The following is a 14,060-nucleotide window of genomic DNA, read 5'->3' as shown; positions in this document are numbered from 1 at the left end:
GGGAGAGTAGGTAGCCGCCAGTTTTTTGTAGAGGGGGAGTTAGTCGCAAGGCTGGCTCCCTCTTCTCGTTTATAGAGCTAGCAAAGGACCAAGGGAGGGGAGGCGAAGAAACCTAAAGAGAAAATGAAGGGGCGGTACTCTATAGGTAATAGTCCCTTTTCTTTATTTATAGATTATTATGATATCTTTGCTCTAGTGTTTGGGGGAGATTATCCCTCGCTAAATCATTATAAGTACAAAAAAGAATTATGAGAAGATTGCTTACTTCCCTATTAGCCCTATGCGCTTTGGGCGTGGCTAGTGCCCAGAACTACAAAGCAGACCAAGGCATGGTGTCCACAGAGGTGTCATTGTTTGCCTCAGGGCTTACTAGCAACCCGCTTGATCTAACCCAAGGAGCCCTCAAGGGGCGTGTATTCCTTGGCGAAACACTTGCTTTACGTATGGGCCTCAATCTCTCCAACGTTACAACTAGCGCTACCAAAGAAGATAATCAGATCGTTCAGAACCATATCGTCAAAGCAACCTCTAGTACATATACCAATAAGCTCCTTATAGGTGTTGGTGTGGAGAAGCATTTTGCTGGGACCAAGCGACTGTCGCCATACGTAGCAGCTGACCTAAATTGGGGACTTGGTTTCACTCAGAAAGAAACACAGACCAACATCAAGAGTGTCGAGGACGAGGTAATCAAGTCACCTATGGAGCATAGCCTCGGAGGTGCGGTGATGCTGGGTGCTGACTATTATGTTGCCAAGCAAGTATTCATTGGTTTAGAAACAGGCCTTAGGGCTATGGGAGGCTGGAAGACCAAGGGCTCAGTGCGCAGAGGGAATACGATCCAGCAAGGTAGCACGACCTCTTCTAGCTTCGATCTGAAGCCTACGCTTCATGCTGGCTTCCGCCTTGGTTTTGTTTTCTAGACAAACCACGATTGCTGTCCAATACTTCCCTGCACGTAACAAGCTGATAGGCTTGTGTATGTGCAGGGAAGTCTGTAAATTTGTCCGGAAATTTCAGGATCATATCAAATTAAAATATTGAACTATGGCTGTTTATGTCAATGAAGTTTCCCGTACCTTCGGCGAATACCTCCTTATCCCCGGCCTCACGACCCGTGAGTGCACGCCTCAAAATGTCAAACTTACGACTCCTCTAGTTCGCTTCAAGCAAGGCGAGAGTGCGCGCATCAAGCTCAATATACCCTTTGTTTCGGCCATTATGCAGTCCGTGTCGAACGATACATTGGCCATTGAGCTGGCTCGCAACGGAGGTCTTTCCTTCATTTACGGATCACAGCCTATAGCCGAGCAAGCGGAAATGGTTCGCCGTGTGAAGAAGTTTAAGGCAGGCTTCGTGACGAGTGATGCCAATGTGAGTGCAGATGCTACTCTGGCCGATGTACTACGCATCAAGCAGGCTACTGGGCACTCTACGATTGGGGTAACCTCAGACGGCTCTAGCCATGGTAAGCTCCTCGGGATTGTCACTAGCCGTGACTATCGTCTAGGTGTGGATACGGAGGATAAGCCCGTTCGTGAGTTCATGACTCCATTCGAGCGCCTCAAGGTAGGCCGACTCGGTATTACACTCAAGGAAGCCAATAACATCATCTGGGAGCATAAGCTCAATACCCTGCCTATTATTGATGAACAGGATCATCTGGTTTATCTCGTCTTCCGCAAGGATTACGATGCACACAAGGATAATCCCATTGAGCTCTCGAGCAAAGAAACCAAAGAGCTGCTTGTAGGAGCAGGGATCAATACTAGAGATTATCGTGAGCGTGTGCCTGCACTAGTGGAGGCTGGTGTCGATGTCCTCTGTATTGACTCCTCCGATGGTTATAGCGAGTGGCAGAGCGAGACGCTCAAGTGGATCAGAGAGCAGTATGGAGATAAGGTTATGGTCGGAGCAGGTAATATCGTAGATGCAGAGGGTTTCCGCTATCTAGCCGAAGCTGGTGCAGACTTCATCAAAGTAGGTATCGGTGGTGGCTCTATCTGTATCACTCGTGAACAGAAGGGGATTGGCCGTGGCCAGGCTACAGCGGTGATCGATGTTGCTAAGGCCAGAGATGAGTACTATGCCCAGACCGGCGTCTATGTGCCTATTTGCAGCGACGGAGGGCTGGTACATGACTATCACATGACTCTAGCTCTAGCCATGGGTGCAGACTTCTTGATGCTTGGGCGCTACTTTGCTCGCTTCGATGAGTCGCCCACACGCAAGCTCAAAATCGGTAATAACATCGTTAAGGAGTACTGGGGCGAAGGCTCCAACCGAGCCCAGAACTGGCAGCGCTACGATAGTGGTGGCTCCGAGAACTTGAAGTTTGAGGAGGGGGTAGATAGTTACGTACCCTATGCTGGTAAGCTCAAGGATAACCTAGCGATTACCTTAGGTAAGATGAAGGCCACGATGTGTAGCTGTGGTGCTATTACCCTGCCCCAGCTACAGGAGAAGGCCAAGATCACTCTTGTTTCTAGCACCTCAATCGTAGAGGGTGGGGCGCACGATGTTATACTCAAGGATCGTCAATGATCACCATCATAGGCCCTACGGCATCGGGTAAGACTTCCTACGCTGCACATCTGGCACACCGACTCTCTAGCGAGATCATCAGTGCAGATTCTAGGCAGGTATATCGAGGAATGGATCTTGGCACGGGCAAGGATTTAGCAGATTATCAGGTGGAGGGGATACAAATCCCCTACCACCTGATTGACATTATGCCCGCAGGTAGCCGATACAACCTCTTCGCCTATCAGCACGACTTCCATCGTGTCTATGCCGATATGCTGGCTCGAGGCATCGAGCATCCGATCCTCTGTGGCGGAACGGGTATGTATGTTGAGTCAGTACTTAGGGGCTATCATCTGCCGGACGTGCCTCCCAACGAGGCGCTTAGAGAGCAGCTTCGGTCTTATTCGCTAGACGAACTGAAGCAAACCCTCGCTACCTATGGGCCGCTACATAATAAGACGGATGTCGATAGTGCCCAGCGGGCTATTCGAGCTATCGAGATCGCCGAATACATTCGTCAGCAGCGTGAGCAGGGGATCGAGCATACTGAGTTCCCGCCGATAGAGAGCCTCATCATTTGCTTAGACTTGAGCCGAGAGGCTAGACGAGAGCGCATCAGCCAGCGTCTGCACCAACGCCTTGAGGAGGGCATGACCGCTGAGGTCGAGCAGCTACTCGCCTCTGGAGTTAAGCCTGAGGATCTTATTTACTATGGCCTGGAGTATAAGTTTGTCACACAATACGTGATCGGGGAGATTGACTACACGACGATGAGGCAGCAGCTAGAGATCGCCATTCATCAGTTCGCCAAGCGCCAGATGACTTGGTTCAGAGGAATGGAGCGTCGTGGCTTTACGCTACATTATCTCGATGCTTTGCTACCAATGCCTGAGAAAATCGCCCAGACAGAGGCGTTGATGCGGCAGCACGGTTACCTTTAGCTGTTAGGGCAGTCCTTATTCGGTTACTCATCTAGCAGGCACAATTGTGCTTCGGGGCTAATTGACTATTTTTGTAGCTTAGCAACGATATATAATTAAGATACATCTACACGTAATGAATATATCCTACCAGTGGTTGCAAGACTATGTGGCAACCGACCTATCGCCCGAAGCTATCGCTTCGGCGCTTACCTCTATCGGCTTAGAAACAGGTTCTGTTGAGATGGTAGAGTCCATTCCCGGAGGTCTAAAAGGGCTTGTAATAGGTGAGGTACTGACGTGCCGTAAGCACGAGAACTCGGATCACTTGAGTGTGACGACCGTGTCAATCGGAGAGGCGGAGCCGCTGCAGATCGTCTGTGGTGCTCCCAATGTGTGTGCTGGCAAGGCTGTCGTAGTGGCCACCATCGGTACAGTACTTCGCTCAGGTGAGGAGAGCTTTACCATTAAGAAGAGTAAGATTAGAGGCGAAGAGAGCTACGGCATGCTCTGTAGCGAGGTTGAGATCGGGGTAGGAACGAATAATGATGGCATCATCTTGCTAGATCTTGATCAGGTACGAGTTGGTATGCCAGCGGCCGAGTACTTTGGCGTGGTAGCCGATGCTGTACTGGAGGTCGACATTACGCCAAATCGAGTAGATGCTACCTCGCACTATGGTGTAGCGCGAGATTTGGCTGCTTATCTGACGCAGAATGTAGCCCCTGTCAAGGCCGTCTTACCAGATGTTGCCTTGTCTGTAGAGGGGGTATGCCCTCTCCCTGTCGAGGTGACGGTATCGGCAGAGCAGATTGCTCGCTTCCAAGGGCTTGTGATTCGTGGTATCAAGGTTGCTCCCAGTCCAGAGTGGCTACGCTTCCGCCTGGAAGCTATTGGGCAGAAGTCCATCAACAACATTGTCGATATTACGAACTACGTCCTACACGAGTACGGACAGCCACTCCATGCCTACGACCTCGACAAGATGGAGGGAGGCAAACTCATCGTCGGGACAGCTAAGGCTGGCGATAAGATGATCACTCTAGATCATACGGAGCGTACCCTAACCGAGCATGACCTCATCATCGCCGATGGCGTAGGCAATCCGCTCTGCATCGCTGGCGTGATGGGAGGAGAGGATAGCGGGACGACGGAGGGAACGACAGCGATCTTCCTCGAGTCGGCCAACTTCAATGCCTCTAGCGTACGCAAGACAGCACGACGCCTTGGCCTTAGCACGGATTCGTCTTTCCGCTTCGAGCGAGGTCTAGATCCCGAGCGTACCGAGTGGGCGCTTCACCGAGCAGTAGCACTCATTCTGGAGTGCTGCCCAGAGGCTTATGTAGACGGGGGCATTAGTGACCATTATCCCGTCGTGAGTGAGCCATATCGTGTGATCCTCTCACTAGACAAGATGAACAAGCTCATCGGCAAGGCTATACCAGTAGATCAGGTTGAGCGCATCTTGGCGAGTCTTGAGATCGAGATCACCGAGCGTAGTAGCGACGTCTGGACTCTGGCTGTGCCACGCTACCGCATAGACGTAACGAGAGATGTAGACGTCGTAGAGGAAGTTATGCGCATCTACGGCTACAACAATGTAGATCTAAGCGGTTACATCCACGCCAACCTAAGTGCACAAGGAGAGCCCGACCGCTCGTACAGCCGCAGACTGCTCATCAGCGAGCAGCTAGTGGGTGCAGGTTTCTCAGAGATCCTCAACAATTCACTATCCAATGGTGCAGACTACGAGGGGCTAATGTCTTATCCCTCGTCCAAGCTCGTGCGCTTGATGAATCCACTAAGTGCAGAGCTTGGTGTGATGCGTCAGACACTTCTATTCGGCGGTCTAGATAGCATCAGTCGAAATCTTCGTCGTCAGCAGCATTCATTCTACTTCTTCGAGTGGGGCAACTGCTACGAATACAATCAGACGGAGGGTGGTGAGCCCTCTATGGCGGACTATGCCGAGCATCTGCGTCTAGGTATCTGGATCTCAGGCCAGCGAGTACAGAATAGCTGGGCGCACGCAGAAGAGGAAACCTCACCGTTCGAGCTCAAGGCTCATTTGGAGCATATCTTCACTCGCCTAGGCCTCAAGCTACAAAACCTCAAGCAAGCTGTCGTGGAGTGGGATATCTTCTCAGGCAAGGCCCTAGAGATCCGCACGGGTGGTGGCAAGCTACTTGCTCGTCTTGGTCAGGTTGCTCCTCAGCTTGCAGCCAAGGAAGATATTAACTTGCCCGTATATTATGCCGAACTCGAGTGGGCGCAGATACAGAGAGAAGCCGAGCGTGCTAAGGTAACGATAGGCGATTTGCCTAAGTATCCCGTCGTTAAACGTGACCTCTCTCTCTTGATAGACACTGCGATCACGATGGCAGACATCGAGCGTGTTGCTCGCCAGAGTGAGAAGAAGCTCCTCACGGATTGCGAGCTATTCGACGTCTACGAAGGGAAGAACCTCCCAGCTGGTAAGAAGAGCTACGCCGTTTCGTTCTTCCTCCAAGACGAAGAGAAGACGATGAGCGACAAGCAGATCGATGGCATCATGGATAAACTCCAAAAGAGCCTGAAAAAAGAACTAGGTGCAGAGCTTAGATAAGTTTAATCATCATATTACATACTCAACCAATGGGAAGAGCATTTGAATATCGCAAAGCCAGAAAGATGAAGCGCTGGGGTAATATGGCCCGTGTCTTCACGAAACTTGGTAAAGAAATCACGATCGCAGTAAAGGCTGGCGGTCCAGACCCCGAAACGAATCCACGCTTACGTGTGCTGATGCAGACAGCCAAGAAGGAGAATATGCCCAAGGACAACGTGGAGCGTGCGATCAAGAAAGCCAGCAGTAAGGACTTTACCGACTATAAGGAGATGAACTACGAGGGCTATGGCCCATACGGTATCGCTATCTTCGTGGAGACTGCTACGGACAATACAACACGTACGGTAGCCAACGTGCGTAGCTACTTCAATAAGCATGGTGGTAGCCTTGGTACATCGGGTAGTCTGGAGTTCCTTTTTGAGCATAAGTGCATCTTCCATATCACCAAGCGTGAGGATATGGATATCGAGAGCCTAGAGCTCGAGCTCATTGACTACGGCGTGGACGAGCTAGAGGAGGACGAAAATGAAATCATTCTCTATGGCGAGTTCTCAAGCAATGCCGCTATCCAGAGCTATCTCGAGCAGGCTGGCTACGAGATCACTTCTGCTGAGTTTGTTCGCCTGCCTAACGATACCAAAGACGTAACGCCCGAGCAACGTGAGCAGCTCCAGAAGCTGATCGACAAGCTCGAGGAAGATGAAGACGTGCAGAATGTCTTTACGAATATGAAGGAAGAAGACGAAGAATAAATCTTTCGGATAACGCCAATAAAAGGCTAGCCCTCTCTCGTCGGAGGTGCTAGCCTTTTTCTTTTATCTTACTGTGAATTGCTTGATCTCTGGGCAGATCCTAGCGAGGCGATCGGCGATCTCTGTACGCAGTATGTTGGGTGGCTTCGAGAGCGTAGCCGATGCCTTGGTGTAGATTGTCTGTATTGAGCAGGTGGCCTCATCGGTCTCGAGGAAAAGCCTCTGAGCTTGATCAGCAAGGCGCAGACCATCGGGCTGGAAGTATTGGCCGAAGCTGATGTATATTCCTGCCCTTAGGAGCTGCTCGGCTAGTTGAGCTTTGCCTCTGAAGCCATGCACAATCCACGCTTGAGCTGCCCTAGCCTCACGCCTTAGGGTAAGCAGTTCGCTCCAAGCCCTCACGCAGTGTATGACGAGAGGCCTCTGTAGGTGCTCGCTGAGTTTGATTTGCTCAAGGAAGTAATGCCTCTGGGTATCCAGCGGTATGTGTGAGAGCTTATCTAGCCCAGCCTCGCCTATGGCCCAGACGAGTGAAGAACTTTCGGCCTGTAAGATAAGTCTGTCGAGGGAGTCTTGGCGCAGATCCTCCGCATACCAAGGGTGTAAGCCAAGACTATAAGGGAGGTCCTTGGAGGGAGATTGTCCCAGTCTAAGGCTCTGTAAGCGCAGGAGCTCGGGTGTGATAGTGCTCGGCTGGTGGCTGTGTAAATCGATGTAATGGGAGGACATAGCTCGCAGACTTAGCTAGGGAACGGGGTCGTGTCCGTGTCCGCCCCAGGGGTGGCAGCGCAGAATGCGCCGTATCGTCAGCCATAGCCCCTTGACGGGGCCATGCTTCTTGAGCGCCTCAATGGCATAGACCGAGCAGCTGGGTGTGAAGCGGCACGATGGGGGCGTGATGGGAGAGATAACCGCCCGATAGAAGTAGATGGGCAATAGCAATAGCCATGTGAATAGCTTACTGATCCACTGCATGCTGCTCCTCCTCTCTTTTCTGTATTTTGGCAAAGGTTTTCTGGATCGCCTGCTCGATTTGCTTGTACTCTGGTAGCTCCTTGCTAATCATCGACCATGCGATGCGTGCACATAGCCCATTGCCCTCGAGCCACTCGAGCCATGGCGTTTTATTCAGGCGGTAGGCCTCTCGCATAAGCCGCTTGATACGGTTGCGCTTGGTGGCTCGCCTAAAATGCTTTTTGGGTGCCGATACCAAGATGCGGCTACGTGCCTCCGCCTTCTCTGGCTCTAGTAGATAAACGACACGTAGCGGGTAGGCGATGAAAGACTGCCCAGTAGAGAATAGCTCCTCCACTGGTTTCTTGTGGTGCAGACGCTCTCGCTTGGGTAGCTTAGCTGGAGCTGCTTCTGTTGATATCTCAGCCGTTTGATGCATCATACACTGCTCTTCTCTGCCTCTAGGTTGAGGAATAGCTCGCTTGGGTACTCCACATGCTCGAGGAAGAGCGCATGCCCCGGGGCTGATGAGCCAGCCGAGCATCTGTCCTTAGCCTCAATAATACGCACAAAATCCTCTAAACTGAGTTTCCCGCAACCGACTTGCAGAAGCGTCCCAACGATAGCACGCACCATATTGCGCAGGAAGCGGTCTGCCGTGATCGTGAAGACATATTCGCTAGTACTGCCCGTTCGCCTCTGCCAGAAGGCCTCTCGTATGCTACAATTATTGGTCTTGACGTCGGTGTGCAGCTTGCTGAAACTCGTGAAGTCGGTAAAACTCGGGAGCAACGCCGCCGCCCGATTCATCAGCTCGAAGTCTATGGGAGCATGTAAGCGAAGCATCAGTTCGTGACCGAATGGCTGCTTGTCGAAAGTAACATAGTAGCGATAGGTGCGAGCCGTAGCCGAGAAGCGTGCATGTGCCTCGGGGTACATCGGTACGATGCGGTGCAATGCTATATCCTGTGGCAGAAGTCTATTGACACGGAAGATGAGTTGCTCTGCCTCGGCAGGTGATAGCTCTAGATCGAGGTGGGCGACCATTTCTCTGGCGTGTACCCCAGCATCGGTACGTCCTGCTCCTAGTATCGGGCATGGTAAGCGGAGCACAGTCGCCAATGCTTCCTCTATGGTCTGCTGTACCGTGGGGGCATTAGGCTGCGTCTGCCAGCCACTATAGTTGGCTCCGTTGTAGCTTATGTATAGGAAGTAGCGCATCAGGCTTTGGCCTTGCTCTTGGCTTTGCTTTTGGCTGTTTTGGCTTTTGGCGCAGCAGCCTTGGCTGTGGTGCGCTTGCCTTTGGTTGTCTTCGCAGGGGCTTCGGCTACTATTTGGGCTACAGCCTCGTAGGTTAGCTCGTCGACAACGGCGTCCTTGGGGAGCTTGTAGTTATTGCCCTGATACTTGATGTATGGGCCGAAGCGACCTTGGCGAATCTCTAGCTCGGCGTCCTCGGCGAAGGTGCGCAGTAGGCTCTTCTCCTCTGCCTCACGCTTAGCCTTGATGAGCTCAATGGCCTCTTGCAGTGATATGCACATCGGATCCATACCCTTGGGCAGGCTGGCGAACTTGCCATCGTGACGTATATATGGGCCGAAGCGACCTACGGCGACGGTAACGACTTTGTCCTCGAACTGGCCGAGTTGTTTGGGTAGGGCGAAGAGGTCAAGCGCCTCCTCTAGCGTAATTGTCTCGATAGATTGCCCCGGCTGTAGAGAGGCGAAGCGAGGTTTCTCTTCGTCCTCGTTGGTGCCGATCTGTATCATAGACCCATATCGGCCAAGGCTAGCGATGACCTTGAGCCCTGTAGCTGGGTCGGTACCTAGCTCACGAGCACCTACTCTGTTGCCGTTGCCATTACGCTCGCTGGCTCGCTCTACCACGGGGTGGAAGTCCTTGTAGAAGCGGTCAATCACCTTCTGCCATACGAGGTCGCCCTCGGCGATCTGGTCAAATTCCTCCTCTACTCGTGCCGTGAAGTTGAAGTCTACGATGTTGGGGAAGTGCTCGACGAGGAAGTCATTGACCACAAGCCCTGTATCTGTGGGGATCAGCTTAGACTTATCTGCACCATACACCTCGGTCTTGACTGTGCGCTTAACTCCATCGCCGCTGAGCTTAAGCTCGATGAAGTTGCGCTCAATACCGGGGCGATCGGTGCGCTCGACATAGCCTCTAGCTTGGATTGTCTGGATCGTTGGTGCGTACGTAGACGGGCGGCCAATGCCTAGCTCCTCCATCTTGCTTACCATGGAGGCCTCAGTGTACCGAGCTGGCCTCTGAGTAAAGCGCTGATCTGCGCCAATGCTTAGGGGCTCTAGGTGCTCGCCCTCGCTCATCTGTGGGAGCAGCTTAGCCTCATCTCCCGAGGCCTCCATATAGAGCTCGAGGAAGCCTCTGAAGGTAACGGCCTCACCCTGAGCAACGAAGGCGTATGGCGTCCCTACTACGGGTATGCTGATGGTCGTGCGCTCTAGTAGGGTGTCGGCCATCTGTGAGGCGATAGCGCGGCGGCGGATTAGCTCGTATAGTTTGACTTCCTGTGCCGTTCCCTTGATTGTGGCTCGGTCTACGTATGTGGGGCGAATGGCTTCGTGTGCCTCTTGTGCCCCCTTGCTCTTGGTTTGGTAGCGTCTAGGCTGGAGGTACTGCTCGCCATACTTGGTGCTGATCTCCTTGCTAATGGTATTCATCGCCAGAGAGGATAGGTTCACCGAGTCCGTACGCATATAAGTAATATGCCCCGACTCATATAGGCTCTGGGCAAGGCGCATCGTTTGCGATACCGAGTAGCCGAGTCGGTTGGAAGCCTCCTGTTGTAGGGTCGAGGTAGTGAAAGGCGCTGCGGGTGAGCGACGAGCAGCCTTGCGGGTGATGCTCTCCACCTCGAAGGTGCTACGAGCGCACTGCTCTAGGAAGGTCACTGCCTCGGCCTCTGTGGCGAAGCGGTGGTTCAGCTCGGCTTTGAGCTTGTGTCCAGAGGCTATCTTAAACTCTGCCTGTACACGGAAGGTACTCTCTGGCACGAATGCGTTAATCTCACGCTCACGCTCCACGATGAGGCGAACGGCGACCGACTGCACACGCCCCGCCGAGAGTGAGGGCTTGAGGCGTCGCCAGAGGACGGGCGAGAGCTCGAAGCCTACGATGCGGTCTAGCACTCGGCGTGCTTGCTGAGCATCTACAAGGTTTTGGTCAATGTCACGGGGAGCGTCTAGGGCTGCGAGAAAGGCTTCGGAGGTGATTTCGTGGAAAACGATGCGTTTGCGCTGTTCGGGTTTAAGGTTTAGTGCTTCGCTCAGGTGCCAAGCGATGGCTTCTCCCTCACGGTCTTCATCGGATGCGAGGTAGACAAGTTCGCTTTTCGTTGCCTCGGCTTTGAGGTCCTTGACGATATTGCGCTTGTCTGCCGAGATCTCGTACTCGGGGGCGTAGTTGTTCTCGATGTCTACGCTGAAGGACTTTTGTTTGAGATCTCTGACATGCCCAGCACTTGCCATTACTTTGTAGCCAGTAAGTTTTTGTTGTTTGAGAAATCCCTGTATAAGATCTGCTTTCTTGGGGGACTCTACGATGACTAGCTTTTGTTGCATGCGCTCGTTCTTAAATCTTTGTTTGATTAGTATTTGACGGCAAAGGTAATGGATTCCACGCAATCACGGCAAACGGCTACCTACGTGTACCGAGCTATCTTGCCAAATATCTGGCTACTCTGTCCCAGAAGCTAAGAGAGTGTTTCGCCTCCCTCCCTAGTGTGGTGCTAGGGGTAGGGGTGCCATCTGGGCAGGTGTATAGATGACCACTAGGTGCTGTCGCCAGTTCTCTGGCACACTCTCTAGGGTGTGTATGACGATTTTGGGCTTCTCGTCTTGCTTACCATCGGTTGAGGTGAATAAGGTATTTACATAGCGTTCATCTAACTTGTACACTGAGCCAGTAGAGCAGTCTACGGCCAAGAGTTGTAGCCTCCCACCGAGCCTTTTGCGCTCCCACTCCCAGCTATCATTGAGGTACGATAGAGATAGGCGTAGTGGTGTACAGTGCTCTTTGGTGAGCTCGACTGTGTAGTTGGCTGCTCTAGCGGCGAAGCCCTCCTGTGACTCTAGAGCCAAGATAATAGGAGCCTTACCATGAAATATAGGGATATTCGATTTGTTGAAGATACGTGCGTGGATCACTGGAGGAGCCTGAGCCTGTCGGATAATGTCGCAGCTAACTGTGCTCAAGAGTGATAGAGTAGCTAGTAGCGCCAAAGCGAGTCCCCGTAGTGCATGGTTGGTAAGGATATTCATATAAGACGAATGATTGGAGTGATTAATATTAAATGTATGTATTCTTTAATAACTGCAAAATTAATCATCTTGTCAAATAAATGCGAAGGGGCTGTGCCGACATTTACTTCCGTACAGCCCCTTTTAGGTGCTTGAGAATGGGCAAAATGCAAGGATTACATCAGCCGAGGGCTAGTATGAGGCATAGGGGGCTGATGATTGGGCGCATGATGTGCGATGTGTGATGATGAGTTTATGATGAGAGTATCGGGCTACTGCTTCTTATCTAGGCGAGCGAAGCGGCGTGCATACTTGGCCTGCTCCCGTTGTAGAGCTTGTTGCTCGCTGAGCACCTTGGCTAGCCGAGTCGTCTGCATCAAGGCGCTCTGCTCGGCAGGAGCTAGAGTGTAGCGGTGCGTTACTTTGCCTTGGCTCAAGTAGTCTATACCGAGCTTCCCCTCTAGGGCTAGTAATCCCTCTAGGTACTCTACTAGAGGGTCGTTGGCTTCAGCTCGATAGGTTACCAGCTCCCAGTAGTGCAGCCCGTCGTGGTAGCGATAGTTGAGCGCATCGTCATGCACTACGTTTGGGGTCGTGTAGGTGCTATCCTGCTGAGTGTGTCGTAGTCTGATGGCCGAGTGCTTGATCTTGCTACTCCCAGTGTAGACGGAGATAAGTTGTAGCACACCAAGCGAGTCTACGGTAGCACGCAGGTGAGGGCGTGCCCCGAGTGCCTTGGGTAGAAGTGCAGGAGCACAGTAGCGCAGCTGAGTATCGTAGGCCTCGTTTTTGAGCTTGGCAAAGGCAGGGAGCATTCGGTTTATCTCCTCGGCTTTGAGCCGAATGAGGCTATCGAGTTCGATGATTTTGTGCTCCGCCTCCCTCTGTCGTATCTCTCGCTTGAGGCTTGTGCCTGCTCTCAGGATAGCAGTATCGGCAGGAGCCACTCGCTCTGCGCTGTCTACGAGAGCGAGCGCCTCGGTGTATGCACCTATGTTGCCTAGAGCCTGTGCCTCGTCTAGGAGCCGCTGGGCTTGAGCGCCCTTGCGAGAGCTACAAGCGTATAGGCCGATAGCCAGTCCGACTAGGCCGAGTAGACGGGAGGCTGTTGATCGTATCATATGGAGAGTTGGCTCGGTGGTTTAGCCCTTATTGATCAGAGAGCGAATGTTCTCTACGAGCAGAGAGAGGGCTACGGAGTTGAAGCCTCCCTCTGGAATGATGATATGTGCGTAGCGTTTGCTTGGCTCTACGAAGTCACGGTGCATGGGCTTGACTGTGGAGAAGTATTGTTTGAGTACAGAGTTCATATCTCGCCCTCGCTCCTGCACGTCACGCACTAGGCGGCGAGCTAGGCGCACATCGTCGTCTGTGTCGATGTAGACCTTGACGTCCATCAGCTCACGTAGATCCTTATTCTCCAAGATCAATATACCGTCTAGGATAATCACCTTGGCTGGCTGTACTGTCACGGTCTGCTCTAGGCGGTTGTGCTCGGTGAAGGAGTAGACAGGTCGCTCAATGGGCTGGCCGGCACGCAGCTGGCGTACGTGCTCGATCATCATATCCGTGTCGAAGGCAGCTGGGTGGTCATAGTTCAGCTTGGCACGTTCCTCGAGGCTCAGGTCGTTGTGTGCTTTGTAGTAGAAGTCGTGGCAGAGTGTCGTTACCTGTTCCTCTACGAATATGTCTTGTAGCTTGCGCACGAGTGTAGACTTGCCCGAGGCCGATCCGCCCGCTACACCTATAATAGTGGTTTTATAAGTCTGCTCCATTGACTAAGTTTATTTCTGATTTTGCTTCAAAGATAACTGATTTTTCGCTCCTCTTTCCCTTGGGCTGATGCGCATTTGGCTAAGCCAGCTTATTCGTTTACATAAGTTTATACTATTGATGTAGATTTGGGGCTGTCGTATTCAATTGGTCTAAGGTTAGGTTCCGAGAGTGGAGGTCTTGTATTTGGGCTCTAGGAGGCTCTAGATTGAGCGCAGTGGCGTTTAGGCTCCTTGGCTCCAGAGAAGTGGAG

13 protein-coding genes are annotated in these 14,060 nt (G+C 52.3%); 5 read left to right on the top strand and 8 right to left on the bottom strand.

Annotated elements, in window-relative coordinates:
• The first annotated feature begins 248 nt into the window (after positions 1-248).
• The 5 genes from HQ41_RS02270 to HQ41_RS02250 all read left to right on the top strand — a co-directional run bounded on the left by HQ41_RS02270 (position 249) and on the right by HQ41_RS02250 (position 6,806).
• On the top strand, positions 249-923 hold the full coding sequence (locus tag HQ41_RS02270; protein ID WP_152567309.1) for a BT1926 family outer membrane beta-barrel protein: 675 nt from the start codon (positions 249-251) through the stop codon (positions 921-923).
• Positions 924-1,047: 124 nt separating this feature from the next.
• Positions 1,048-2,544 carry an IMP dehydrogenase gene (locus HQ41_RS02265; RefSeq protein WP_044187336.1) on the top strand — a complete coding sequence of 499 codons (1,497 nt, stop codon included), beginning with the start codon at positions 1,048-1,050 and terminating at the stop codon, positions 2,542-2,544.
• Positions 2,541-3,467 carry a tRNA (adenosine(37)-N6)-dimethylallyltransferase MiaA gene (gene miaA, locus HQ41_RS02260; RefSeq protein ID WP_044187333.1) on the top strand — a complete coding sequence of 309 codons (927 nt, stop codon included), beginning with the start codon at positions 2,541-2,543 and terminating at the stop codon, positions 3,465-3,467. Before HQ41_RS02265 ends, miaA begins: the two co-directional genes overlap by 4 nt.
• 115 nt (positions 3,468-3,582) lie before the next feature.
• On the top strand, positions 3,583-6,051 hold the full coding sequence (gene pheT / locus HQ41_RS02255; protein WP_044187331.1) for a phenylalanine--tRNA ligase subunit beta: 2,469 nt from the start codon (positions 3,583-3,585) through the stop codon (positions 6,049-6,051).
• A gap of 29 nt (positions 6,052-6,080) precedes the next feature.
• A complete protein-coding gene (locus HQ41_RS02250; protein WP_044187328.1) occupies positions 6,081-6,806 on the top strand; it encodes a YebC/PmpR family DNA-binding transcriptional regulator in 726 nt (241 codons plus the stop codon).
• 63 nt (positions 6,807-6,869) lie between these two features.
• Here HQ41_RS02250 and HQ41_RS02245 read toward each other — a convergent pair whose 3' ends face one another.
• From HQ41_RS02245 to udk, 8 genes are all read right to left on the bottom strand, one after another.
• On the bottom strand, positions 6,870-7,535 hold the full coding sequence (locus HQ41_RS02245; protein WP_052405241.1) for a TatD family hydrolase: 666 nt from the start codon (positions 7,533-7,535) through the stop codon (positions 6,870-6,872).
• Positions 7,536-7,550: 15 nt separating this feature from the next.
• A complete protein-coding gene (gene yidD, locus HQ41_RS02240) occupies positions 7,551-7,781 on the bottom strand; it encodes a membrane protein insertion efficiency factor YidD (protein ID WP_081964727.1) in 231 nt (76 codons plus the stop codon).
• Positions 7,765-8,202 carry a ribonuclease P protein component gene (locus HQ41_RS02235; protein WP_235316879.1) on the bottom strand — a complete coding sequence of 146 codons (438 nt, stop codon included), beginning with the start codon at positions 8,200-8,202 and terminating at the stop codon, positions 7,765-7,767. The genes yidD and HQ41_RS02235 overlap by 17 nt, the downstream gene beginning before the upstream one ends.
• Positions 8,199-8,984, bottom strand: a complete 786-nt coding sequence (truA, locus tag HQ41_RS02230) for a tRNA pseudouridine(38-40) synthase TruA (protein WP_044187325.1) — start codon at positions 8,982-8,984, stop codon at positions 8,199-8,201. The genes HQ41_RS02235 and truA overlap by 4 nt, the downstream gene beginning before the upstream one ends.
• On the bottom strand, positions 8,981-11,356 hold the full coding sequence (topA, locus tag HQ41_RS02225) for a type I DNA topoisomerase (RefSeq protein WP_044187322.1): 2,376 nt from the start codon (positions 11,354-11,356) through the stop codon (positions 8,981-8,983). Before topA ends, truA begins: the two co-directional genes overlap by 4 nt.
• A gap of 156 nt (positions 11,357-11,512) precedes the next feature.
• Positions 11,513-12,055 carry a hypothetical protein gene (locus HQ41_RS02220; protein WP_044187320.1) on the bottom strand — a complete coding sequence of 181 codons (543 nt, stop codon included), beginning with the start codon at positions 12,053-12,055 and terminating at the stop codon, positions 11,513-11,515.
• Between the two features lie 251 nt (positions 12,056-12,306).
• Positions 12,307-13,155, bottom strand: a complete 849-nt coding sequence (locus HQ41_RS02215) for a hypothetical protein (RefSeq protein WP_044187317.1) — start codon at positions 13,153-13,155, stop codon at positions 12,307-12,309.
• Between the two features lie 21 nt (positions 13,156-13,176).
• Positions 13,177-13,809, bottom strand: coding sequence for a uridine kinase (gene udk / locus HQ41_RS02210; RefSeq protein WP_044187314.1), 633 nt, complete (start codon positions 13,807-13,809; stop codon positions 13,177-13,179).
• Positions 13,810-14,060: the final 251 nt, after the last annotated feature.

The organism is Porphyromonas sp. COT-290 OH860 (genome assembly GCF_000768935.1).
In the GTDB taxonomy this organism is placed as follows: domain Bacteria; phylum Bacteroidota; class Bacteroidia; order Bacteroidales; family Porphyromonadaceae; genus Porphyromonas.
Note: the sequence above shows the minus strand (reverse complement) of the source record. Positions and strands in the feature narration are given on the sequence as shown.